The organism is Allobosea lupini, assembly GCF_900109525.1.
In the GTDB taxonomy this organism is placed as follows: domain Bacteria; phylum Pseudomonadota; class Alphaproteobacteria; order Rhizobiales; family Beijerinckiaceae; genus Allobosea; species Allobosea lupini.
Genome location: NZ_FOAN01000018.1, coordinates 30,242 through 53,106, shown reverse-complemented (window position 1 = coordinate 53,106; position 22,865 = coordinate 30,242). Strand labels below are relative to the sequence as shown.

At 66.9% G+C, this 22,865-nt stretch carries 23 protein-coding genes; 12 read left to right on the top strand and 11 right to left on the bottom strand.

Features of this window, described 5'->3' with window-relative positions:
- A partial coding sequence (locus tag BMZ21_RS29100) for a DNA translocase FtsK (RefSeq protein ID WP_143079840.1) occupies nucleotides 1-577 on the top strand: 577 nt, incomplete at its 5' end.
- 180 nt (nucleotides 578-757) lie between these two features.
- Here BMZ21_RS29100 and BMZ21_RS29095 read toward each other — a convergent pair.
- Together BMZ21_RS29095 and BMZ21_RS29090 are read right to left on the bottom strand one after the other, a co-directional pair.
- A complete protein-coding gene (locus BMZ21_RS29095) occupies nucleotides 758-1,387 on the bottom strand; it encodes a hypothetical protein (RefSeq protein WP_091843385.1) in 630 nt (209 codons plus the stop codon).
- Nucleotides 1,388-1,436: 49 nt separating this feature from the next.
- Nucleotides 1,437-1,745 carry a hypothetical protein gene (locus tag BMZ21_RS29090; protein ID WP_091843382.1) on the bottom strand — a complete coding sequence of 103 codons (309 nt, stop codon included), beginning with the start codon at nucleotides 1,743-1,745 and terminating at the stop codon, nucleotides 1,437-1,439.
- Between the two features lie 121 nt (nucleotides 1,746-1,866).
- On the opposite strand from BMZ21_RS29090, the gene BMZ21_RS29085 reads away from it, so the two are divergent.
- Complete coding sequence (locus BMZ21_RS29085; RefSeq protein WP_091843380.1) at nucleotides 1,867-2,130, top strand: hypothetical protein; 264 nt, start codon at nucleotides 1,867-1,869, stop codon at nucleotides 2,128-2,130.
- Nucleotides 2,131-2,136: 6 nt separating this feature from the next.
- On the opposite strand, the gene BMZ21_RS29080 is transcribed toward BMZ21_RS29085, so the two are convergent.
- The 4 genes from BMZ21_RS29080 to BMZ21_RS29065 all read right to left on the bottom strand — a co-directional run bounded on the left by BMZ21_RS29080 (nucleotide 2,137) and on the right by BMZ21_RS29065 (nucleotide 7,031).
- Entirely contained in the window at nucleotides 2,137-3,528 is a 1,392-nt protein-coding gene (locus BMZ21_RS29080; RefSeq protein WP_091843377.1) for a M20 family metallopeptidase, read from the bottom strand.
- A 23-nt stretch (nucleotides 3,529-3,551) separates the two neighbouring features.
- Nucleotides 3,552-4,448 carry an ABC transporter permease gene (locus BMZ21_RS29075; RefSeq protein WP_208862399.1) on the bottom strand — a complete coding sequence of 299 codons (897 nt, stop codon included), beginning with the start codon at nucleotides 4,446-4,448 and terminating at the stop codon, nucleotides 3,552-3,554.
- 1 nt (nucleotide 4,449) lies between these two features.
- Nucleotides 4,450-5,367: an ABC transporter permease gene (locus BMZ21_RS29070; RefSeq protein ID WP_091843371.1), complete on the bottom strand. Its 918-nt coding sequence runs from the start codon at nucleotides 5,365-5,367 to the stop codon at nucleotides 4,450-4,452.
- A 137-nt stretch (nucleotides 5,368-5,504) separates the two neighbouring features.
- Complete coding sequence (locus BMZ21_RS29065; protein ID WP_091843368.1) at nucleotides 5,505-7,031, bottom strand: ABC transporter substrate-binding protein; 1,527 nt, start codon at nucleotides 7,029-7,031, stop codon at nucleotides 5,505-5,507.
- A 286-nt stretch (nucleotides 7,032-7,317) separates the two neighbouring features.
- Between BMZ21_RS29065 and BMZ21_RS29060 the strand changes: the two genes are divergently transcribed.
- Both BMZ21_RS29060 and BMZ21_RS29055 read left to right on the top strand, forming a co-directional pair.
- Nucleotides 7,318-8,298, top strand: coding sequence for a LysR family transcriptional regulator (locus BMZ21_RS29060; protein ID WP_091843365.1), 981 nt, complete (start codon nucleotides 7,318-7,320; stop codon nucleotides 8,296-8,298).
- Nucleotides 8,295-9,740: an SNF2-related protein gene (locus BMZ21_RS29055; protein WP_244544079.1), complete on the top strand. Its 1,446-nt coding sequence runs from the start codon at nucleotides 8,295-8,297 to the stop codon at nucleotides 9,738-9,740. The genes BMZ21_RS29060 and BMZ21_RS29055 overlap by 4 nt, the downstream gene beginning before the upstream one ends.
- Nucleotides 9,741-9,865: 125 nt before the next feature.
- On the opposite strand, the gene BMZ21_RS29050 is transcribed toward BMZ21_RS29055, so the two are convergent.
- A complete protein-coding gene (locus BMZ21_RS29050) occupies nucleotides 9,866-10,048 on the bottom strand; it encodes a hypothetical protein (protein WP_091843359.1) in 183 nt (60 codons plus the stop codon).
- Nucleotides 10,049-10,171: 123 nt separating this feature from the next.
- Here BMZ21_RS29050 and BMZ21_RS29045 point away from each other — a divergent pair, with 123 nt between their 5' ends.
- Together BMZ21_RS29045 and BMZ21_RS29040 are read left to right on the top strand one after the other, a co-directional pair.
- Nucleotides 10,172-10,933, top strand: coding sequence for an SDR family NAD(P)-dependent oxidoreductase (locus BMZ21_RS29045; RefSeq protein ID WP_091843355.1), 762 nt, complete (start codon nucleotides 10,172-10,174; stop codon nucleotides 10,931-10,933).
- 56 nt (nucleotides 10,934-10,989) lie between these two features.
- Nucleotides 10,990-11,388 (top strand): VOC family protein, encoded by a 399-nt coding sequence (locus BMZ21_RS29040; RefSeq protein ID WP_091843352.1) that lies wholly within the window; start codon nucleotides 10,990-10,992, stop codon nucleotides 11,386-11,388.
- Here BMZ21_RS29040 and puuE read toward each other — a convergent pair.
- Both puuE and uraH read right to left on the bottom strand, forming a co-directional pair.
- Complete coding sequence (gene puuE, locus BMZ21_RS29035; protein WP_091843348.1) at nucleotides 11,385-12,806, bottom strand: allantoinase PuuE; 1,422 nt, start codon at nucleotides 12,804-12,806, stop codon at nucleotides 11,385-11,387. The two genes, BMZ21_RS29040 and puuE, sit on opposite strands and share 4 nt — an antisense overlap.
- Before the next feature lie 67 nt (nucleotides 12,807-12,873).
- The gene (gene uraH, locus BMZ21_RS29030) at nucleotides 12,874-13,227 is read right to left on the bottom strand and encodes a hydroxyisourate hydrolase (protein WP_091843344.1); all 354 of its coding nucleotides are present in this window, start codon (nucleotides 13,225-13,227) and stop codon (nucleotides 12,874-12,876) included.
- Nucleotides 13,228-13,395: 168 nt separating this feature from the next.
- Here uraH and BMZ21_RS29025 point away from each other — a divergent pair, with 168 nt between their 5' ends.
- Both BMZ21_RS29025 and BMZ21_RS29020 read left to right on the top strand, forming a co-directional pair.
- Nucleotides 13,396-14,628, top strand: a complete 1,233-nt coding sequence (locus BMZ21_RS29025) for a urate hydroxylase PuuD (protein WP_091843391.1) — start codon at nucleotides 13,396-13,398, stop codon at nucleotides 14,626-14,628.
- Nucleotides 14,629-14,809: 181 nt separating this feature from the next.
- Nucleotides 14,810-17,284, top strand: coding sequence for a YfhO family protein (locus BMZ21_RS29020; protein ID WP_143079839.1), 2,475 nt, complete (start codon nucleotides 14,810-14,812; stop codon nucleotides 17,282-17,284).
- A gap of 125 nt (nucleotides 17,285-17,409) precedes the next feature.
- Here the strand turns inward: BMZ21_RS29020 and BMZ21_RS29015 are convergent, their stop codons facing one another.
- Nucleotides 17,410-18,480 carry an NAD(P)/FAD-dependent oxidoreductase gene (locus BMZ21_RS29015; RefSeq protein ID WP_091843338.1) on the bottom strand — a complete coding sequence of 357 codons (1,071 nt, stop codon included), beginning with the start codon at nucleotides 18,478-18,480 and terminating at the stop codon, nucleotides 17,410-17,412.
- 125 nt (nucleotides 18,481-18,605) lie between these two features.
- Entirely contained in the window at nucleotides 18,606-19,040 is a 435-nt protein-coding gene (locus tag BMZ21_RS29010) for a GlcG/HbpS family heme-binding protein (protein ID WP_091843334.1), read from the bottom strand.
- Between the two features lie 283 nt (nucleotides 19,041-19,323).
- Here BMZ21_RS29010 and lysM point away from each other — a divergent pair, with 283 nt between their 5' ends.
- From lysM to BMZ21_RS28990, 4 genes are all read left to right on the top strand, one after another.
- A complete protein-coding gene (gene lysM, locus BMZ21_RS29005) occupies nucleotides 19,324-19,767 on the top strand; it encodes a peptidoglycan-binding protein LysM (RefSeq protein WP_091843329.1) in 444 nt (147 codons plus the stop codon).
- 206 nt (nucleotides 19,768-19,973) lie between these two features.
- Nucleotides 19,974-21,026 (top strand): TRAP transporter substrate-binding protein, encoded by a 1,053-nt coding sequence (locus tag BMZ21_RS29000; protein ID WP_091843324.1) that lies wholly within the window; start codon nucleotides 19,974-19,976, stop codon nucleotides 21,024-21,026.
- Between the two features lie 4 nt (nucleotides 21,027-21,030).
- The gene (locus tag BMZ21_RS28995) at nucleotides 21,031-21,537 is read left to right on the top strand and encodes a TRAP transporter small permease (protein ID WP_091843319.1); all 507 of its coding nucleotides are present in this window, start codon (nucleotides 21,031-21,033) and stop codon (nucleotides 21,535-21,537) included.
- Nucleotides 21,534-22,853: a TRAP transporter large permease gene (locus BMZ21_RS28990; protein ID WP_091843315.1), complete on the top strand. Its 1,320-nt coding sequence runs from the start codon at nucleotides 21,534-21,536 to the stop codon at nucleotides 22,851-22,853. The genes BMZ21_RS28995 and BMZ21_RS28990 overlap by 4 nt, the downstream gene beginning before the upstream one ends.
- The last annotated feature ends 12 nt before the right edge of the window (nucleotides 22,854-22,865 follow it).

Sequence of the window (22,865 nt, the reverse complement as noted above, 5' to 3'; positions counted from 1 at the left end):
CATCCATGTGGTCCTGGCGACGCAGCGGCCTTCGGTCGACGTGATCACCGGCACGATCAAGGCGAACTTCCCGACGCGGATCTCCTTCCAGGTCACCAGCAAGATCGACTCGCGCACCATTCTGGGCGAGATGGGCGCCGAGCAGCTGCTGGGCCAGGGCGACATGCTCTACATGGCCGGCGGCGGCCGGATCACCCGCGTGCACGGCCCGTTCGTCTCGGACGCCGAGGTCGAGAAGGTCGTCGCGCATCTGAAGACGCAGGGGCGGCCGGACTATCTCGACGCGGTCACGGCCGAGGACGAGGCCGGCGGCGCCGAGGACGAGGACGGGGCGGTCTTCGACAAGAGCGCCATGGGCGCCGAGAGCGACGACCCCTATGAGCAGGCGGTGGCGGTGGTGCTGCGCGACAAGAAGGCCTCGACCTCCTACATCCAGCGCCGCCTGCAGATCGGCTACAACCGCGCCGCCTCGATCATGGAGCGGATGGAGAACGAGGGCATCGTCGGCCCCGCCAACCACGCCGGAAAACGCGAAATCCTCGTCGAGACAGGACGCGCCAGGGAAGACGAGGACTAAGAGGGCCGGTGCGACCTCCTCAGCCCTCATCCTGAGGAGCAGCGCAGCGGCGTCTCGAAGGATGCTCCAGGAGGTTCCGGAGACATCTGAAGCATCCTTCGAGACGCGATCTGCGATCGCTCCTCAGGATGAGGGCTTTCATTGGTCAGCGATGTTGGCCCCTGCCGTACGTGCTTTGGCTCAGTCCGACCAGGACAGCAGGATCTCGTAGGCCGTCGGCTTGACGAGGCGCATGTCCGGATCGGCCGAGGAGAATTCCTTGTCGCCGGAGAGCCGGTCGAGCGCCTTGGCGTCGGCGCCCTTCGGATAGCCGAAACGGATCGTCAGCCTGCAGCCGCCGAAGGCCTTGGCGAGCTTGCCGCCCTGCCAGTCGGCGGCGGTGCCGGAATAATCCCAGTCGAAGCCGAGGATGCTGAAGGGCTTGCCATTGGCGGCCTCGACCGCTGCGAGGGCACTGCCGATGGCGAGGCGCTCGCCCGCCGGCCCGGCCACGGCCCAGGCCGAGCCGTCGCGGACATAAATCGTGGCGGGGCCGCGGCGCTTCTTGCCGTCGCGCCAGATCAGCTCGAGCCGGCGCTTCCTGTCTTTGGGAAAGAGGATGGCGCCGGCCACCTTCTCGCCTTCGCCGATCTCGATGCGGGCGCGCTGGACGTTTCCGGCGCCGAACGCCCCGACCAAGGTCGCCTCGTCGGCATCGCGAGCGAAGGGGCCAGTGCAGACGAGCAGGTCAGGCGTCTGCGCCGAAGCCGTTCCGATCAGGGCGACAAGCGTGATCGCCGCCAGTTGCGATGCCAGAGCCAGTGTCTTCATGCGGCGCCCCCTTGCCGATGATGGCGGGCCGCCGATGGCGCCGCCCGCGTCAGACCTTGGGAGGCTTTGAAGCACGATCGAAGACGGGCGTCGCCTCGGTCTTGCCGGCCGGGTCCTGGCCCGTCGGGATGTCCTCGGCGGCGTGGCGGACAGCCTCTTCCTGCTCGGTCAATCCGTCCAGCGTGTCGTTGGCGTCGCTGCCTGCGTCGTGGACATTGGTCGTGTCGCTGGCGCGGCGCCGGTCGCTGATCGGCGCATCCTGGTCAGGGCGGACCGAGGCGTCCTCGGGCCGGACCGGATCGGTCTCGATGCGCTCGTCGAGCAGAGCGGGATTTTCGCGTGGCTTTCCATCCGGCATGGCAGTGCTCCTTGGCTGAGTGATTGCCGAACCAAGCTGCGAGCCACTGCATTGTTCCGTGCCGCCTGCCGCGAACCTTCGCGGGGCAAGAGCGTTTATCGGGCATGCAAGGAGTGCCCGCATGACGACGATCCATCAAGCCGGCGGACCGCCGGGTGGCGTGCCGACCAGCCCGACGCCACCACCGGAGCTACCGCCGATGAACCCCGGCGAGGTCGCGCCGGCACCGCCGATCGAGAATCCGCCGGACAACGAGCCGAACGGTATTCCGAACGATCCTCCGCCGGAACTGCCGCCGAATGCGCCGCCCGAAGGCCCCCCGGCATCGCCGATCGACCTGCCGCCGGCCCGCGATCCGCGCGAGCCGCAGGAGCGGGGACGCTAGCCTAGCTCAGAGTGCCGGGCGGTCGCTCTCGCCGAGGTCCCAATAGAGCCCAGCCATCAGGCCGAGCGCTTCGCGCGGGATGGCGACAGGCACATGCTCGTTGGGGGCATGCTGCGAGCAGCCGGGATAGGAATGCGGCACCCAGATCGTGCGCATGCCAACGATATCCGCGAAGATGTCGTTGGGCAGGCCGCCGCCGAGATTGGGCAGCAAAGCCGGCTTCTTGTTGGTGCTCTTCTGCAGCGAGGCCAGAGCCCATTCCACCCACGGATCATCGGGATCGAGCCGCGTCGCGTTGAAGACCGCGTCGCGCGCCTTGGTGACTTCGACCATGTCGAAGCCATGGCGCTTGAGGTGGCGCTGCAGCGCCGGGATGACGTCGTCCGGATCGATGCCTACGACGAAGCGCAGTGCGCAGCGGGCCCAGGCACTCGGCGGCACGGCGTTGACCGGGGTCTCCGGTACGCCCGACTTCATCGCCAGCACGTCGAAGGAGCACCAGCCGAAGACCTGCTCGGCCGGCGACAGGCCGGGCTCGCCCCATTCGGGATCGATGGTCGGGCCATCGGGCCCGCCGTCGATCTCGCAATCGGCGAGGGCCTTGCGCACCGCCGCCGGCAATTCCTTCGGCACCCATTCATGGATGCGGATCTGCCCGGTCGGCGAGGTGATCGAGGCGATGGCGTGGGCGAGCTGGATCGCCGGGTCGGAAAGGATGCCGCCCCAGTTGCCGGAGTGGTGGCCGCCCTCGCGGGCGTTGATGGTGAGGTCGAAGGTGACGCCGCCGCGGGCGCCCAAAAAGATGGTCGGGCGCTCGGCATTGAGGCGCGGCCCGTCGGAGGCGATCAGCACGTCCGACTTGAACAGCTCCTTCTGCTCGGTGCAGAGCTCGCGCAGGCCGGGCGAGCCGCATTCCTCGCCCATCTCGATCAGGTATTTGACATTGAAGCCGAGCGTGCCGCCGCGCGTCTCGAGCACGGATTTCAGCGCGCTGATGTTGATCAGGTGCTGGCCCTTGTTGTCGACGACGCCGCGTCCGTACCAGCGGTCGCCGCGCTCGGTGAGCGTCCAGGGCGAGAGCCCTTCCGCCCACTGTGCGTCGAGGCCGCGGATGACGTCGCCGTGGCCGTAGCCGAAGATGGTCGGCAGGCCCTCGGCCTCGATACGCTCGGCGAAGAGGAAGGGGCCCTTGGCCTTGGGGTGGTTCAGCGTCCGGCAGGAGAAGCCGAGGCTTTCCAGCAGCGGCTGCATCTCCTGTTCCAGATACTCGGTGAGTACCGGGGCGCGCTCGGGGTTCTGGCTCTCGGTCGGCATTGCGACGAGCCGGGTAAGGTCGCTCTTGAAGCTGCCGGAGTCGAAATAGTCGAGCGCATGGGCGATCGCCTTGGCGCGGGTCATGGTGGTCACTCCGTCAGAAAGGATCAGTTGCGCTTTTCGGGCGAGATCACGTCGCGCAGGCCGTCGCCCGCGAGGTTGATCGCGAAGATCAGCAGGGCGAGCGCCGTGCCGGGCAGGGCGATCAGCCAGAACGAGAAGAACATGTAGGCCTTGGCCTCGGAGACCATCAGGCCCCACGACGGCAGCGGCGGCTGCACGCCGAGGCCGAGGAAGGAGAGCGCCGCTTCGAGCAGGATGGCGCTCGCCGCCTCCAAGGTCGCGACCACGATCAGATGCGGGGCGATGTTGGGCAGGACCTCGCGCAGGATGATGCGGGTCGTGCTGGCGCCCGAGGCCTGTGCCGCCGTGATGTAGTCGAGCGAGCGGACCTGCTGCGTCGCGCTGCGCATCACCACGGCGAAGCGGTCCCATTTCAGGAGGCCGAGCACCAGGATGACGATCCAGAGCGAGGAGCCGATGATGGCGACGACGGCGAGTGCCACCAGGATCACCGGCATGGCGAGGCGGGTGGTGACCATGAAGGTCACGGCCATGTCGATGCGGCCGCCGAAATAGCCGGCGAGCAGGCCCATGGTCGTGCCGATCAGCCCGGCGATGGCGACGACGCTGATGCCGATGATCAGCGAGATGCGGGCGCCGTAGAGCAGGCGCGAGAGATAGTCGCGCCCGAGCGGGTCGGTGCCGAGCGGGTGGAGCCAGTTGCCCTTGTCGTACCAGAACGGTGGGACGTTCCGCGCCGTCAGGTTCTGCAGATAGGGATCATGCGGCGCCAGCAGCGGGGCGAGCAGCGCCAGCACGATGAAGAGCACCAGCAGGCCGAAGCCGAACAGGAAGGATTTCTGGGCCAGCGCGCGGCGCAACAGGCGACGGCCGCCGGTGATATCGCTGGAGGCAAGGGGGAGGGAGGTCGCATCGCTCATTTCAGGATACCCGGATTCGCGGATCGAGCCAGGCATTGGCGATGTCGGCCAGCAGCGTCAGCAGGACGTAGACGACCGAGAGCAGCAGGACGATGACCTGCATGACCGGGAAATCCTTGTAGGTGATGCTCTGATAGGCGAGGTAGCCGAGGCCATCGAGCGCGAAGATCGTTTCGATCACCACCGAGCCGCCGAGCAGGAAGCCGAGCTGCACCGCCGTCAGCGCGACCACCGGCACTGCGGCGTTGCGCAAGGCATGGGTGATGACGACGGCATGGGACGACAGCCCCTTGGCGCGGGCGGTGCGGATATAGTCGGCCGAGAGCACTTCGATCATGCCGGCGCGGATCAGGCGCATGAAGGCCGGGGCGGTGTAGTAGCCGAGCGCGATCGTCGGCATGACGTAATGCAGCCAGGTCCCGGAGCCGGAGACCGGCAGCCAGCGCAGCGTGATCGAGAACAGCATCACCAGGATCAGCGCGAAGAAGAAGTTCGGCATCGCCTGGCCGAAGACGGCGATGGCCAGCGCCAGCCGATCGATCCAGCTATTGGCGTAGATCGCCGCGAGCACGCCGAGCGGGATCGAGATCAGAAGCGCGAAGGCGAGCGAGGAGACACCGAGGATCAGCGTCACCGGCAGCTTGGCGAAGACCAGCGAGGAGACGTCGGTCTTGAAATAGATCGAGGTGCCGAAATCGCCTGACAGCGTCTTCAGCAGCCAGTCGAAATACTGGACGACGAGTGGCCGATCGAGCCCGTAGGTCTTGCGGATGACGTCGAGATCCGCCTGCTGCGCGCCCTCGCCGGCGATCGCGACCGCGATGTCGCCGGACAGGCGCAGCAGGAAGAAGGCGATGGCCGAGACCGCGAGGGCGACGAGCAGCGCCAGGCCGAGCCGTTTGACGATGAAGCCGAGCATGGCTTGCTTCCAATTGTGAAGGTGATGTCCGCGCCGGGTTATCAGCCCGGCGCGTCATGGTCGGCCTTGAGCCGACCATCTCTTTCAGGAGATTCTCGGGTCTGCGCTTCGCTTCGCCCGAGAATGACGCTTGCGCGTCACTTCCAGCCCATCTCCCAGAAGCGGACGAGCTCGTCCGGATAGGCCTTGAAGTTCAGGTCCTTGTTGGCGACGTAGTAGACCGGCAGCGAATAGAGCGGCACGGCATAGGCCTTGTCGGCGATGATCTTCAGGCCGGCCTTGTAGGCCTCCTTGCGGACCGCCGGATCGACCGAGTTGTTGCCCTTCTCCAAGAGGTCGCGGACCTGCGGATCGCGGGTGATGTCCTCGCTGCGGAAGGCGAAGTAGTTCGGCGTCGCGGCCGAGACGTCGTTGACCGAGAACGAGCCCCAGGTCTGGTGCGTCAGCATCGCCTTGTTGGTGGCGATCTGCTCGCGCATCGCGGCGTATTGCAGGAAGCGCAGATTGGTCTTGATGCCGACGGCCTGGAGATAGCCGATCAGCGCCTCGGTCTGGTTGCGCTCGCGATAGGCGACGATGTCCATGGTCAGGCTGGGATGGCCGGCTTCCGCCAGCAGCGCCTTGGCCTTGGCGGGATCATAGGGATAGCGCGCCGCGCCCTCGTCGGTGCAGCCGAACTGCGAGGGGAAGCAGATCGTGTTGATGACGCGCGAGCCCGTGCCGACGATGTTCTTGACCATCGCCTCGCGGTCGATGGCGTGGATGATCGCCTTGCGCACGCGCTCGTCCTTGAGGGCGGGGGCCGGCGTGCCGTCGAGGATGTTCATCTGCATGAAGACGATACGCATCGTCTCACCGGAGACGACCTGCAGCGTCGGGACGCTCTGGAGCTGGTCGGCCTGGTCCTTCGGCACGTGCATGATCAGGTCGGCGCCGCCCGATAGCATCTCGGCCATCTGAGTCTGGCGATCCGGGATGAAGCGGATCTCGAACTTGCCGACCTTGGGCTGCGGCTTCGGCGAATCCTTGAAGTAGTCCTTGTTGAGCTCGAGCGTGATCGACTTGCCCGGCACATAGTTCGAGACCTTGTAGGGGCCCGAGCCGACCGGCTTCTCGTTCTGGCCCTTGGGCCCGACCTTCTCGTAATACTCGTTCGGATGGATCACGACCGGGCCGGCGAGGTACTCGATCGCGGCCGGGAAGATCTCCTTGGTGGTCAGCCGGACCTTGTACTTGTCGAGCTTCTCGGCCTTGGCGATCCAGTTGACGTTGCCCTGGGTGACGACCTTGTTCTCGGGCTTGGAGATGAAGTTCAGCGTGTAGACGACGTCGTCGGCGTCGAACTCCTCGCCATTGTGGAACTTCACGCCCTCGCGCAGCTCGAACTCGATGGTCTTGTCGTCAACCTGCTTCCAGCTCTTGGCGAGCTGGCCCTTGTACTCGTTGGTGGCGGGGTCGCGGTAGATCAGCGTGTCCCAGACATTGGCGCCGATGATCACGCCGATGCGGACATTGTTGAAGAACGGATCGACGCTTTCGGGCGCCTGGTCATAGGCGAAGCGGACGGTGTTGGCGGCCTTCTGGGCCAGGGCGGGCGTGGTAAAGGCGGTCGCAGCCAGAATGGTTGCGGCCAGGGCCGTTGAGGCCTTGTCGAAGAAGCGCATGTTTTCCCCTCGCAGCGTTGTCGCTTGTCTCGTTCGGCGGGCAGCCTCGGGCCACCGTCACGCCGGCGACACAAACTCTGCACAGCTTCGTGCTTGCCGCCATAAGAATGAATCGAAAGGATCGTTGCCGAAGCGGCAATGCCTTGCTACGGCAGCCATCTTCTCAGCCCTCATCCTGAGGAGCCGCATCAGCGGCGTCTCGAAGGATGCTCCAGGACGCTCCGGAACCAGCTGGAGCATCCTTCGAGACGCGATCTGCGATCGCTCCTCAGGATGAGGGCTGAGCATGTCGGAAGTGGTAGCCGAGGTTCATGACGTGCAGACTCCGGCCTTGCGGTATTTCCTGGCGGTGGTGCGGACCGGCTCGATCAGCGCCGCGGCGCAGCGCCTGCGCGTCGCCGGCTCGGCCGTCAGCCGCCAGATCGTCAATCTCGAAAAGGAGCTGGACGCCGCGCTGTTCGAGCGGCGCTCGCACGGCATGATCCTGACCCAGGCCGGCCAGACGCTGGCGGCCTACGCGCAGCGGCTCGAACTGGACAGCGAGCAGGTCGTCAGCGAGATCCGCGAACTGCGCGGTGCCAGCAAGGGCCTGATCCGGCTCGGCGTCACCGAGGGCTTTGCGGTCAGCTTCATTCCCGAGGTGATCTACGCCTTCCGCCAGCAGCACCCGGACGTCGCCTTCGACGTCAAGGTGATGTCGCCGCAGGTCGTCACCGAGCATGTCCGCACCGGGGCGATCGACCTCGGGCTGACCTTCGTGCTGCAGCAGGAGCGCGGCGTCACCATCAACTGGCAATGCGCGGCGCGGACCTATGCCTTCGTCGCACCGCACCACCCGCTGGCGGGCAAGGAATCGATCCGGATCGAGGACATCTTCGTCCACCCGGTGGCGGTGCTCGACAGCGAGGCGACGGTACGCAAGATCGTCGACATCTATTTCTCGGCGCGGGGCCTTACCGTCGAGCCGGTGCTGGTCTCGACCAACGTCGCGGGGCTCGGGCATTTCTGCAAGCTCGGCGGCGCGGTGATGTTCGCGAGCTCGATCGCCTTCGGCGCCTCGATCCGCGACGGCTCGGTGGTGGCGCTGCCGCTCCGGGATGGCGACCTGCCGCCGCGCAGCCTGCAGATCCAGAGCATGTCGGGCCGGGCGCTGCCCAAGGTGGTGACCAATTTCTTGAGCGTGCTGATCGAGGAGCTGCAGCACGCCGATGTGCTGGCAGCGATGGCGACTGAGCGGGCTCCGGCTTCCGAGGTCCGGCAGGCATGAGCGTTCCCGTGAAGGCCGATGCGCCCGAGATCATGGTGCCGCATCCTCACCAGCTCGTCGCGCGCGAGGCGATCCTGGCGGCGCGGGCGGCGGGCAAGCCCGGCTTCCTGCTCGGTGACCTCACCGGGCTCGGCAAGACGCTCTCGGCCTGGCTCGCCATCTCGGCCATGCCCGAGCAGGAGGTGCTGGTGATCTGCCCGAAGGGCGCGATTCCGCAATGGCGGCGCACTATCGCCCATGCCGGGCTCCCGGCGAAGAAGCTCACCCTGATGAATTTCGAGCGGACGAAGTCGCTGCTCGCGCCACCGCCGGCCTCGAACAAGCGTTCGATCCGCGCGAAGAACAACGAGCTCGCCAAGCACGGCACGCCGAAGCGGGTTTGGCCGCTGGTCGTGATCGACGAGGCCCATCGCATCCGCAATCCGAATTCGCAGCAGGGGCTGGTCTGCCGGCAGATGGCGGCCGCCGCGCAGTTCACGATCTATATGAGCGCGACGGCCGGGCAGGCGCCGCACGAGCTCTCTTATCTCGCGCGTTTGCTGTCGGTGGCGACGGGCGCGCCGGGCGGCGATCTCGACGGTTTCCGGGCGCTGATGAAGCGGCTGAAGATCGGCAAGGCCAAGGGGCGCTGGAAGAACTGGAGCTGGGAGCCGAACGCGAGCGACCGAAAGGTGATGGCGGACCTGCTCTATCGCGGCGCCAACGCCATCGGCCTGCGTCGCCGGCCGGAGGAGATCGCCGGCTGGCCGGAGGTGCAGCGCGAGCTCGCCCCCGTTGCGCTCGATACGAGCGAGCGCAAGCTCTATGACGCGACCTGGCGCGAATTCCGGCGCGAACTCGGCCTCGCTGGCGGTTCGACCCGGAAGCCCGCTGGCTGGGCCGCCGATCTGCGCTTTCGCCAGAAGGCGAGCCTGCTGCGCACGGCCGGCACGGCCGAATTCTGCCAGGACCTGCTGGAGAATGACGAGCAGGTCGCGATCTCCGTCGCCTTCCTCGAAACCGGGGCGATGCTGGCCGAGAAGCTTACGGGCAGGGGCTGGCGCGTCGGCTCGATCACCGGCGAGCATTCCGGCGAAGTCAATGAAGCCACCCGCATCGCCTTCCAGACCGGCAATCTCGATGCCGTCGTCTTCACCGTGACCGAGTCGATTTCGCTGCACCGGGCCGAGATGCCTGGCGGCGAACGCGAGCGGGCACTGGTCGTCCATGACCTCCGGCACAGCGCGATCCAGCTGCAGCAGATCGAAGGGCGCTGCCATCGCGACGGCCAGCACGCGACGATCTTCTATGCCTATGCCGAGGATACGGTGGAAGAGAAAGTCGCCGCGACCGTGCTCGCCCGCATGGCGGCGATGGAGGGCCTGGCCGGCGACGAGACGGCACTCCTCGATGCCATCGCCGGGGAGGTCGAGCGAGCCGCGTTGGCGAGGGAGGCGGCGTAGGCGCTGCCCTTTCCCGTCATGGTCGGGCTCGTCCCGACCATCCACGTCTTTGAAGGTCGAAGGCCTCGTTCAAGACGTGAATGCTCGCCACAAGGGCGAGCATGACGGCGTGGGAGCGCTGACGCTCAATTCATCTGCGAGCGCGGCGGCTCGTCCGGAGCCCGCTCGCCGACGCGCTTGGCCTCGTCGACGACGCGCTCGGTTGCGCCGACGGCCTTGTACCAGAGGTCGCGCGTGTAGGCGCCCTGGTGGACTATGGCGTCGTAGCCGATCGCGATGACCGCGATCACCAGCAGAATGCGAAACATGGGTATCCCCCGTCCGAAACGTTACTCGGCAGGAAACGCCTCGGCCGCGGCCGGGTTCCGGTGCGGCGAGGTTGACCATCGCCGCGCGGCATTGTCCCTTCCGTCGGCAGGGAGACACGCGGAATGTTCGAGGATCTCAAGGGCAAGCGGCTTCTGGTGACGGGCGCTTCCTCAGGGTTAGGGGCGCATTTCGCCCGGCTGCTCGCGGGCAAGGGAGCGCATGTGGTGGCTGCGGCGCGCCGGACCGAGCGGCTTCAGGAACTGGCGCGTGAGTGCGAGAGCTTGCCGGGCAAGGTCTTGCCGCTCGCGCTCGATGTGAGTTCGGCCAAGGTGATCGAGGCAGGCATCGCCGAGGCTGCCAGGCTGCTCGGCGGGCTCGACGTGCTGGTCAACAATGCCGGCGTCGGCGAGACGGAAGCTGCGCTCTCGGTCAGCGAGGCGCAGTGGGACAGCCAGATCGACGTCAACCTGAAGGGCTGCTTCTTTGCGGCGCAGGCGGCGGCGAAGCTTATGGTGGAACAGGACGGCGGCGGGGCGATCGTCAACATCGCCTCGATCCTGGGCGAGCGCGTCGCCGGCAAGGTCGCGCCCTATGCGATCTCCAAGGCCGGGCTGATCCAGATGACCAAGGCGCTGGCGCTGGAATGGGCCCGGTACAAGATCAGGGTCAACGCGCTGGCGCCGGGCTACATCGTCACCGACATCAATCGCGCGTTCTTCGCAGGGGAGGCCGGCGAGGCGCTGAAGAAGCGCATCCCGATGCGCCGGCCCGGCGAGCTCGATGATCTCGACGGGCCGCTCCTGCTGCTCTGCTCGGAGGCCGGGCGCTACATGACCGGCGCGGTCGTCGCGGTCGATGGCGGGCATCTGGTCAGCGGGTTGTAGGCGGCCGGAACAGCCGGCGGCTGGGCAAGTTGCCTGTGTGGAAACAGGAGGAACCCATGCATAAGCCGGAAGGGCACAACGCGGTCTCGCCCTATCTCATGGTCACCGATGCCGAGCAGGCGCTCGCTTTCGCCAAGGCCGTCTTCGGAGCTGATCCCAGCTTCATCGCCCGGCGCGAGGATGGCGGGATCATGCATGCCGAGTTCAGGATCGACGATTCGATCGTGATGCTCGGGCAGGCGCCGGGCGGGCCGGAATCCCATGTCCACGTCTATGTCGCCGACCCCGACGCTTTGATCGCGAAGGCTGTGGCGGCTGGCGGCACGCTGGTCCAAGCGCCGGAAGAGAAGGGCGATGGCGATCGCCGCGGCGGGGTCAAGGACCCCGCCGGTACGACGTGGTGGCTGGCGCGGATGGTCGATCCGGCGGGGCGAAAGAAGACGAACGCGCTCTAGCTGTAGGGTAGCAAATCGCGCATCCGCAGCAAGGTTATCTTCTCGACCTGCGCGAGGGCGGTCTCGAATTCGCGCTGTGGCGTGCTCGCCATCCGTTCCTCGAAATTCGCGAGGATGTCGGCCTTCGTCAGTCCCTTGACGGCCAGGATGAAGGGGATGCCGAACCTCGCCTTGTACGCTTCGTTCAGAGCGGTGAAACGGGCGCGCTCGTCGGATGTCAGGCGGTCGAGACCCGCCGAGCCCTGTTCGTCCGCCGATTCCGCGGTCAACTCGCCGGCGGCGGCGATCTTGCCGGCAAGGTCGGGATGCTGTTTCAGGAAGGCGATCTGCGTCTCGCGCGGGCTTTCCTGCACGATCCTGAACATCGCGGAGTGGAGCGCATCGGCGGAGTCGTGCTCCGCATTGATGCCAGCCGCGTAGGCCTTCTCGGCAATCCAGGAAGAATGCTCGAAGACCCGCCCATAGACCTCGACGAAAAGCGCCCGAGGCAGCCGCGAGGGCTTGTAGCCCCCTTCCGGCGGATGTGTCCTGACCCAATGGCGGGCGATGTCGAGCCGCGTCGCGACCCAGACGCGATCATGGCTCTGGACGTAGTCGAGGAAGCGGGCGAGCGCGGCGGCCCGGCCGGGCCGGCCGACGAGCCGGCAATGCAGGCCGACCGACATCATCTTCGGCGCGGTCTCGCCCTCGGCATAGAGCGTGTCGAACGAGTCCTTGAGATAGGCGAAGAACTGGTCGCCGCTGTTGAAGCCCTGTGGCGTCGCAAAGCGCATGTCGTTGGCGTCGAGCGTATAGGGGACGGCGAGCTGCGGGCCGCGCGGCCCCTGCAGCCAATAGGGCAATTCGTCGGCATAGACGTCGGCGGTGTAGAGGAAGCCGCCTTCCTCCATGGTCAGAGGAATGGTGTTGACCGAGGTGCGGCCCTGATAGCACCCGAGCGGACGGGTCCCGGCGAGCTCGGTCTGGATGCGGATGGCCTCGAGGATGTGCTCGCGCTCGAGCTCTGCGGGCGCGTCGCGATAGTCGATCCATTTCAGGCCGTGGGTCGCGATCTCCCAGCCGGCCTCCTGCATCGAGGCAACGATCTGCGGATAGCGCTGCAGGGCCGACGCGACGGCGAAGACCGTGACGGGCAGATTGCGCTCAGTGAACATCCGCCACAGCCGCCAATAGCCGGCGCGCGAGCCGTATTCGTAGATCGACTCCATGTTCATATGGCGCTGGCCGGGCCAGGGCGCGGCACCGACGATCTCGGAGAGGAAGGCCTCCGAGGCGGCATCGCCATGCAGGATGTTGTTCTCGCCGCCCTCCTCGTAATTGACCACGAACTGGACGGCGATGCGGGCCTGCCCCGGCCAGTGCGGATGCGGAGGGGTGCGGCCATAGCCGACGAGGTCGCGCGGGTAGGAAGTGCTCATGAGATGATTCAAGTCCATGCGAGCGAGAGTCAAGAACGGCCGGCAAGCCGTTGTCGATGAGTCGTTTTCAGCTGCCGCGATAGGTCGAATAGCTCCAGGGCGAAGCGAGCAGTGGTACGTGATAATGGCCCTGCGGCTCGGCGATGGCGAAGCGGATCGGCACGAGATCGAGGAAGGCCGGCTCAGGGAGCTTCGTGCCGAGATGGCGGAAATAGTCGCCGATCGCGAAGGTCAATTCATAGCTGCCGACCGGTAGCCTGCCGGTGAGCAGAGGCGCATCGGTGCGGCCGTCGGCATTGGTGACGGTGTCGGCGATCCGTTCGCGGCTACCGTCCGGCAGCAGCGCGTCGAGCGCGATCGCGACGCCCGCGGCCGGCCTGCCGTTGACCGTATCGAGCACATGCGTCGACAGACGCCCCATAGCCCTGAACCTCTCGTTGATGCTGCGTTGAGCAGCTGGAATGACGCTTGCCTTCCAAGGCTGCGAACCTAGTCTGGACTGCGATGCAAGTTCCCTTCCGGATTCCGCCCTGTCAAATCGCACACATACCGCTCCACCCGGAGTCCGTCCGTGCTTGAGGCCTATCTGATGGAGTGGGGCAGCCAGCTCCTGCGCTGGCTGCATGTGATCGCGGCGATCGCCTGGATCGGCTCGTCCTTCTTCTTCATCCACTTGGACGCCTCGCTGAGGGCCGCGCCGGATGCGCCCAGGACCGAGGCCGGCCAGCCGACGCAGTTCCTCGCCTGGCAGGTCCATGGCGGCGGCTTCTATGCGATGCGCAAATACCTGGTCGCGCCAGAGGTGCTGCCGAAGGAGCTGACCTGGCACAAATGGCAGGCCTACTGGACCTGGATCTCCGGCTTCTTCCTGCTGGTCTGGGTCTACTACGCCCAGTCGGAGCTCTATCTGATCGACCCGGCGGTGATGGCGCTCTCGCCCTTCGCAGCGGGCGCGATCGGCATCGCGGCATTGGCCGGCGGCTGGCTGTTCTACGATCTGCTCTGCAAATCGCCGCTCGGCAAGAACGACGTCGTGCTCGGTCTGCTCGGCTTCGGCTATGTCGTCGCAGCAAGCTTCGCTTTCGCCTCGGTCTTCTCCGGGCGCGGCGCGCTGATTCATACCGGGGCGCTGATGGCGACGATCATGTCGGCCAATGTGTTCTTCGTGATCATGCCGGGCCAGCGCAAGACCATCGCTGCGATGGTCGCCGGCGAGGTGCCCGATCCGAAATACGGCAAGCAGGCCAAGCAGCGCTCGCTGCACAACAACTACATCACCCTGCCGGTGCTGTTCCTGATGCTGGCGAACCACTACCCGGTGACCTACGCCAATTCGGCGGTGATCCCGGTTCTGGTCGCGCTGATCATCGTCGCGGGTGCACTGATCCGGCATTTCTACAATGTCCGCCATGCCGACCATGCCAAGTCGCCGTGGTGGACCTGGGCGGTGGCGGCGCTTGCGCTCTGGCTCGCCTTCTGGGTGGCGATGGCGTCCTCGCCCGGAGGTCGCGAGCGTCTCGGGCTGAAGCCGCTGGAACCGGCCAAGCCGATGATGCTCGCCGGCCTGGTGCCGCCCTCGCCGGAGGTCGCCAACATCGTCACCGGACGCTGCGCCATGTGCCATGCGCCAGAGCCGTCCTGGCCTGGCCTGCAGATCGCGCCCAAGGGCGTCTTCCTGCACGAACCCGAGCTGATCGCCCGCCAGCGCCGCGCCATCGGCGTGCAGGCGGTGCTGACCCACGCCATGCCGCCGAACAACCTCTCGGGCATGACCGCGGACGAGCGGCGCGTCCTCGCCGCCTGGGTGGCGCAGAAGCGCTGACCCGGCTTCGCACGGCGCGGCAAGTTGACGCTGCCGGGCCACAGTCGGGCGCTCGATCCGCGCTGTTCAGTTTCATTCAGTTTCGGTTCATCGCGGAACCATCATCGTCGAACGTGATCACATCGGCGTGATCGGCGCGTGATCATGCGCGCCGGGCGCGCCGGGGGCCTTGGGGGTCCAGTTGAAAGCCGTGTGGAGATCGGGCTCCAGCTACTGGCTGGCGGCCGCGCTGTTCTGTTGCGCCTGGGTGGCGCTGTGCTGGCCCTGGCTGTCGGGAGCGGTGACGATTCCGTTCGACGCCAAGGCGCATTTCCAGGCGCAGATCCAGTTCCTGGCGCAGGCGCTGCACTCGGGCCAGTCGCCGTTCTGGACCCACAACGTCTTCGCCGGCTCGCCCCAGGTCGCCGATCCGCAATCGCTGATCTTCTCGCCCGCGATCCTGCTGGCGCTGTTCAACCCCTCGCCGAGCTTCCGCGCGGTCGATGCCTATGTGCTGGCGCATCTGCTGGTCGGCGGGCTCGCCATGCTGATGTTCTTCCGCGACCGCAACTGGCATCCGGCCGGGGCGCTGCTCGCGGCGCTGGTCTTCGCCTTCGGCGCCTCCGCCGCCTGGCGGGTTCAGCATGTCGGCCAGATCGCCAGCTTTGCCTTCTTCGGATTGTCGTTCTGGCTGACGGCGCGGATGCTGCAGCGCGCCTCGCTGCGCTATGGCCTGCTCGCCGGCTTTTCCGCCGGGATGATGGTGCTCGAGCCCGATCAGGTCGCGTTGCTCGGCGCCTATATCCTGATCGGCATGGTTGTGGCCTACTGGCTCTCCGAGGGCTGGACGGGGTTGCGCGAAAGTCTCGCGCCGATCGCGGCCGCCTGCTTCGCCGGGATCGTCACCATCGCGGTGCCGCTGCTCTGGACCTGGCTCTTCGCCGAGGCGACGACGCGCCCCGCCATCGATCTCGTCGAAGCCGGCAGGGGCTCGCTGCACCCGGCCTCCCTGCTGACCGCCTTCGTCGGCGACCTGTTCGGCGTGCGTGACCCGTCCGTCGAATTCTGGGGGCCTTACGCTCCGGACTGGAACGCCAAGGAACTCTTCCTGTCGAAGAATATGGGGCAGGTCTATCTGGGGGCGTTGCCTTTCATGCTGCTGATCGTGCCGGGCCTGACGCGCGGCTGGCTCTGGGACAGGGCGATCCGGCCCTTCACCATCCTGTTCGTGCTGATGGTGCTGTTCGCGCTCGGCCGCTACACGCCGCTGTTCCACCTCGCCTATGACTATCTGCCGGGCGTCAAGGTGTTCCGGCGGCCGGCCGATGCGACCTTCCTGATCGGCGGACTCGGGGCCGTGCTCTCGGGCTATCTGCTGCATCGCATGCTCAGCGAGGAGAAGCAGGGCGCGATCTGGCGCGATCTCGGCATCGGCGCCGGTGCGATCGCGCTGCTGATCGGCGTTGCCTTGCTGGTGGCGCGTCAGGCCGGCCATCTCGGTCAGGCCTGGCTGCCGAGCGCGACCGCTGCCGCCTGGTTCGCCAGCGCGCTCCTGCTCCTCGTGGTGCTGACGCGCTGGCGCGGCGCTGCGACCCCGCTTGCCGCAAGCCTGTTCATCACGGGCGTCGTCGCTGCCGACCTTGCTGCCAATAACGGTCCGAACGAGGCTACGGCGCTGGCGCCCGAGGTCTACGACGTGCTCCGGCCGGAGACCAAGAACGAGACCGTCGCCGTGCTGAAGAAGCTGACGGCGCAGCCGTCGGATTCAGCCCGGCGCGACCGGGTCGAACTGCTCGGGATGGGCTTCGAGTGGCCCAATGCCGGCATGATCCACGGCTTCGATCATACGCTCGGCTACAACCCGCTGCGTCTGGCCGACTTTTCGGATGCGGTCGGCACGCGCGATTCGATCGCGGCGCCGGGCGAGCGCGTGTTCACGCCCCTGTTCCCGTCCTATCGCTGCCGCCTCGCCGATTTCCTCGGCCTGCGCTACATCGCGACCCGGGTGCCGATCGGTGAGGTCGACCGCTCGCTGCGCGAGGGCGACCTCAAGCTCGTCGCCTATACCAAGGACGGCTACATCTACGAGAACCCGCGGGCGCTGCCGCGCGTGATGTTCGTCGGCGGCTGGGAACTCGCCGATTTCGAGGGGATGAAGTCGGCCGGGAAATGGCCGGAGGCCGACCCGCAGCGCGTCGTCCTGCTCGACCAGGAGCCGGAGCCCGGCGTGCCGGAAGGGCCGGTCGCGAGCAATGCCGAGGTCAAGCTCAAGCGCTACCGCAACACGGTGGTCGAGATCGAGGTCACGACCGCCCAGCCCGGCTTCGTCGTGCTGAACGACATCTGGCACCCCTGGTGGAAGGCCGAGCTCGACGGCCAGGAGGTCGAGATCCTCAAGGCGAACGTCTTGTTCCGCGCCGTGCAGGTTCCGGCCGGCACGCACAAGATCCGCTTCAGTTTCCATCCGCTCGAGGGGGCGATCGCCGAACTGCGCGACCGCGTGACGCCGCCGGAAGAGGAGGGCGTGGTCGCGGAAGCGCCGACGCATAGCGGCCCCTCGGGCTCGCCGGCGACGCGCATCCAGCCGGTGCCGCCGGAGCCGGTCTCGCGCCCGGCGCACGACATGGCCGCACATGAGATGCTGCCGTCCGCGTCGGCGATATCGGTGGTGCGGTAGGGGCAAGCAACGTCATGCTCGGCCTTGAGCCGAGCATCTCAGGCCGGAAGAGACTCCAATAGCGCCTTCTCGTCATGAGATTCTCGGGTCTGCGCTTCGCTTCGCCCGAGAATGACGCTTAGGGCTCAAGCCACGCCGAGCTTCTTCTGCAGGGCGCTCGACGAGGTCGTGTACTGGAAGGTCAGCCGCTTCTCCGGATAGACGTAGCGGTGGACCTTCTGGGCGGCGAGCGCCGCCTCGTGGAAGCCCGAGAGGATCAGCTTCAGCTTGCCGGGATAGGTGTTGATGTCACCGATCGCGAAGATGCCAGGCACATTGGTCTCGAACTTCTCGGTGTCCGCCGGGATCAGGTTCTCGTGGAGGTTCAGACCCCAGTCGGCGATCGGGCCGAGCTTCATCGTCAACCCGAAGAAGGGCAGCATCGTGTTGCAGGCGATCTCGAACTCGACGCCGGCATTGTCACGGCAGATCGCGCCGTGCAGCTCGTTGCCCTCGCCCTTGAGGCCCATGACCTGGCCGAGCCGCAGATCCATCGCACCGGAGGCGACGAGGGCGCGCATCTGCTCGACCGAATGCGGCGCGGCGCGAAAATCGTCGCGCCGATGCATCAGCGTAACGCGCTTTGCGATCGGCTGCAGGTTCAGCGTCCAGTCGAGCGCCGAATCGCCGCCGCCGACGATCAGGATCTCGCGGCCGCGGAAGGCCTCCATCTTGCGCACGGCATAGTGCACGCCGCCGCCGTCGCTGCGGCCCTCATAGGCCTCGATGCCGGGAATCGGGGGCTTCTTGGGCAGGAAGGAGCCGCCACCGGCGGCGATCAGCACCGTCTTGGCCTCGAACACCGTGCCGCCATCGGTGCGCAGGCGGAAACGCGGGGCCTCGGCTGAGCCGAGCACCTCGACCGCCTCGATCATCTGGTTGAGATGGAAGGTCGCGCCGAAGGGCTTGATCTGCTCCATCAGATTGTCGACCAGCCCCTGGCCGGTGACGAGCGGGAAGCCGGGAATGTCGTAGATCGGCTTCTCCGGATAGAGCTCGGCGCATTGGCCGCCGACCTTTGGGAGGATGTCGACGAGATGGGCCTTGATGTCGAGCAGGCCGAGCTCGAACACGGCGAACAGGCCGCAGGGGCCGGCGCCGATGATCAGCGCGTCGGTCTCGACGGTCTCACCCTCGATGGTGGCGGCGATGTTCATGGGTCTTCGTTCCTCAGGACGGCTTCAAGGGCCGCCGGTCGCCCCCCGTTGCCGGAAATCCGCGGGCCTTGCAATGCGACATCGCGCAAGGCCGGGCGGGCCCGATCGCATGCGGGATGGGGCTTTCAGCCGCCGGTTTCGGCGGTGAGCCCAGCGGCGGCGATGCCGGCGAGCGCCGCCGCCTCGTCATTGTCCGAGGTGTCGCCGGAGATGCCGACGACGCCGATGAGGTTGCCGCCGGGATCGCGGATCAGCGCGCCGCCGGGCACGGGGACGACCGGGCCGCCGACCGAGAGGGCGACGCCGTTGATGAAGTGCGGGCGCTCCAGCGCCATCTTGTTGAGGGTGCGCGGGCCGACGCCGAGCGCGATCGCGCCATTGGCCTTGCCGAGCGCGATCTCGCCGCGCTTCAGGCTGGTGCCGTCCTGCGCCAGGAAGAACTTCTGCGCGCCGCGGGCGTCGAGCACCGCGATGGCGAGCGGCTTCAGCCCGTTCTCGCGGGCGTATTTCAGGGCGCCGTCGACGATCACGCTGGCCTGGTCGAGGGAGAGGGCGGTCATGGGTGGCCTTTCCTGGATATCGATGACGGAGCCTGCCGGCTTGGCACCGTTCTGCCAGTGCCGGCGACGCGAGGGAAGGGCAGTCGTCAGGCTTCGTCTCGTGACGGTTTCGTCTTGCAGTTGTCGTTCCGAGTCGGCTTCATGTGTTGCCCGCCTCGGGATATGTTCCGCAAGGTGATTGCCATTTTTGCGACCAGAACATGCTCCAAGGCTGTCGCGTTGCGCGAAGCCCGATCGTTCGGCCAATCCTGGCGGGGCGGCCAGCGCATGAGGAGAATACGCCATGGGTCTGTTCAGTTTCATCAAGGAAGCCGGCGCCAAGATCTTCGGGTCGAGCTCGGCCAATGCGGCAACGGCTGATCAGTTGCAGAAGGAACTGGCGGGCCATGGCCTGCCGTCCGACGTCAAGATCGACGTCTCGGGCGACAAGGTGAAGGTCTCCGGCAAGGCGATGACCACGGAGGAGGCCGAGAAGATCATCTTGGCGATCGGCAACACCGCCGGCGTCGGCTCGGTCGAATCGGAGCTGATCGTCAACAAGGAGGCGGCAGCCGCGGTGTTCTACACGGTCAAGAAGGGCGATACGCTCTGGAAGATCGCCGAGGAGCATTACGGCAAGGGCAAGGGCGCCAAGTACACCGAGATCGTCAAGGCCAACACCCCGCCGGTGAAGGATCCCGACCTGATCCAGCCGGGCTGGGTGCTGCGCATCCCGCCGCTCGCCTGAGCCGGCGCGGCGTCTCCGCCGCTTGCCAATTGGTTGCAGATGAAACTATTATGACCGGGAGGCCGTCAGCGACGGCCTCCCGGCTTGCGTTCAGGCCGGTTTCCACCTCAATAGTGCAAGACGCGAGACGGGACGGGCGGCGAGGCCGCCGAAAGCCCGCGGCAGGGGCGACCGCAACCACCGATTTTTCCCAGGGGAGGGATGTAATGACTTTTGACCGCCGCAAATTCCTGACGCTCGCCGGCTCGGCCGTTGCTGCGCCCGCCGTGCTGCGCGCCACGCGCGCCAATGCCCAGGAAGTGACGCTGCGCATGCACCACTTCCTGCCGCCGGTGGCGAACGGGCATTCCAAGTTCCTGAAGCCCTGGGCCGACAAGGTCGGCGCCGAATCGAACGGCCGGATCAAGATCGACATCTTCCCGTCGATGCAGCTCGGCGGCACGCCGCCGCAGCTCTACGACCAGGCTCGCGACGGCGTCGTCGACATCGTCTGGACGCTGCCCGGCAACACGCCCGGCCGCTTCACCGGCATCGAGGCGTTCGAACTGCCCTTCGTGCCGAACAAGCGGGCGCTGGTGAACTCGCTGGCGCTGACCGACTATGCCGCGGAGCACCTCAAGGACGAGTTCAAGGACGTCCATCCGATCTGCTTCTGGGCGCATGATCACGGGCTGATTCATGCCAACAAGCCGGTGAAGACGATGGAGGACCTGAAGGGCCTCAAGCTGCGCTTCCCGACCCGGCTCGCCGGCGAGGCGCTGCGCGCGCTCGGCGCCAACGCCATCGGCATGCCGATCCCGCAGGTGCCGGAATCGCTGGCGCAGCGCGTCATCGACGGCTGCGTCGTGCCCTGGGAGGTCGTGCCGTCGATCAAGGTCCAGGAGCTGGTCAAGAACCATACCGAGATCCCGGGCTCGCCGACCTTCTATGTCGCGACTTTCGTGCTCGCCATGAACAAGGCCAAGTACGAAGGCCTGGCGCCCGACCTCAAGGCGATCATCGACAAGAACTCCGGCGCTGCGGCAGCGGCGATGGCCGGCAAGGTCTGGGACGAGCAGGCTGTCGTCGTGTCCGAGATGGTCAAGAAGCGCGGCAACAGCATCGTCACGCTGGAGCAGGCCGAGGCCGAGCGCTGGCAGAAGGCGACCGCGCCGGTGATCGAGGGCTGGCTCAAGACCGCCAAGGACAAGGGCCTCGACGGCGAGAAGCTGCTCGCCTCTGCTCGCGCCGCCCTGACCAAGCACCAGAACGCCGCCTGACGCGATGACCGACAGGGCAGGGGAAGAGCGGCCGCCATCGCGCATCGACGCGGTGGCGGAGACGGTTGCGCTCGTCGGCGGTGCGCTGCTGATCGCGGTCGCGACCATGGTCGTGGTCAGCGTGACCTTGCGCAGCGATCTGGTCGGCGCCGCCGGCGTGCCCGGCGATTTCGAGCTGGTGCAGATGGCGACCGCGGTCGCCGCCTTCTGCTTCCTGCCGCTCTGCCAATTGAAGCGCGGCAACATCTTCGTCGACACTTTCACCCTGAAGCTGCCGCAGCGCTGGCGCGACGGCATCGATGCGCTCTGGGACGTGGTCTACGGCCTCGCCATGGCGCTGATCGCCTGGCGGCTCGGCGTCGGCGCGCGCTCGGCGCTCGCCAGCGGCGAGAACACCATGGTGCTGCAGCTGCCGGCCTATCTGCCGATCGCGCTCTGCGCGGTGCTCGCCGGCTTCGTGGCGCTCGCCGCCTTCGTCAGCGCCAGCCGCCTCATGAGGCAGCCCCGATGAGCGGCGCATCTCTTGCGATCACTGGCTTTGCCGTCATGCTGGCGCTGATGGCGCTGCGCCTGCCGATCGGCCTCGCCATGCTGGTCGTCGGCAGCGCCGGCTATATCCAGCTCAACGGGCTCGAGCCCTTCCTCAACTACATCCGCACCACGCCGTATCAGATCTTCGCCAATTACACGCTCTCGGTGATCCCGCTCTTCGTGTTGATGGGCGCCTTCGCCGAGCGTTCCGGGCTGGCGGGCGACCTCTTCAAGGCGGCTTCCGCCTTCGTCGGCCATCGCCGCGGCGGCCTCGGCATGGCGATGATCGGGGCCTGCACCGGCTTCGGCGCGATCTGCGGCTCCTCGGTCGCGACCACCGCGACCTTCGCCCGCGCTGCGCTGCCGCAATTGCGCAGCTATCGCTACGATCCCGGCTTCGCCTGCGGCGTCACCGCGGTCGGCGGCACCCTCGGCATCCTGATCCCGCCCTCTGTCATCCTCGTCGTCTATGCGATCTCGACCGAGCAGAACATCGCCAAGCTGTTCCAGGCGGCGCTGATCCCCGGGCTGATGGCGGCGACGTTCTATTGCATCACCATCTGGATCATGTCGCGCGTCGACGGCACGCTCGCACCCGCCCATGAGCGCACGCCCTGGCGCGAGCGCTGGCCGCTGCTGCTCGGCGTCATCCCGGCGCTGGCGGTCGCGGTGATCGTGGTCGGCGGCATCTATGGCGGCGTCTTCACGCCGACGGAGGGAGCGTCGGTCGGCGCCTTCATCATGCTGGCGATAGGCCTGTTCCGGCGCACGCTCGGCTTCGACGGCGTCAAGCAGGCGATCCTGCAGACGGCCGAGACCTCGGCGATGATCTTCGCCATCCTCCTCGGCGCCGAGGTGTTCAACGCCTTCCTGGCGCTGACGCAGGTGCCGACGGCGGCGGCCGAGATGATCGTGGCGTCGGGCTGGGCGCCCTATACCGTGCTGGTCGGCCTCCTGCTGTTCTACATCGTGCTCGGCGGCGTGATGGACGAGCTCGCCATGATCCTGCTGACGCTGCCGGTGTTCTTCCCGATCGTGACGGCGCTCGATTTCGGCATGCCGACCGACGACATCGCGATCTGGTTCGGCATCCTCGTGCTGATCGTGGTCGGCATCGGCATGACCTGCCCGCCGATCGGTCTCAACGTCTTCGTCGTCGCCTCGCTGGCGCGCGACGTGCCGGTGACGCGGATCTATCGCGGCGTGCTGCCCTTCGTCGCAGCCGACGTGATCAGGCTCGGCATCTGCGTGGCATTTCCGGCGCTCAGCCTCTATCTGGTGAAGCTCCTGAACTGAGCGACCGCGAGC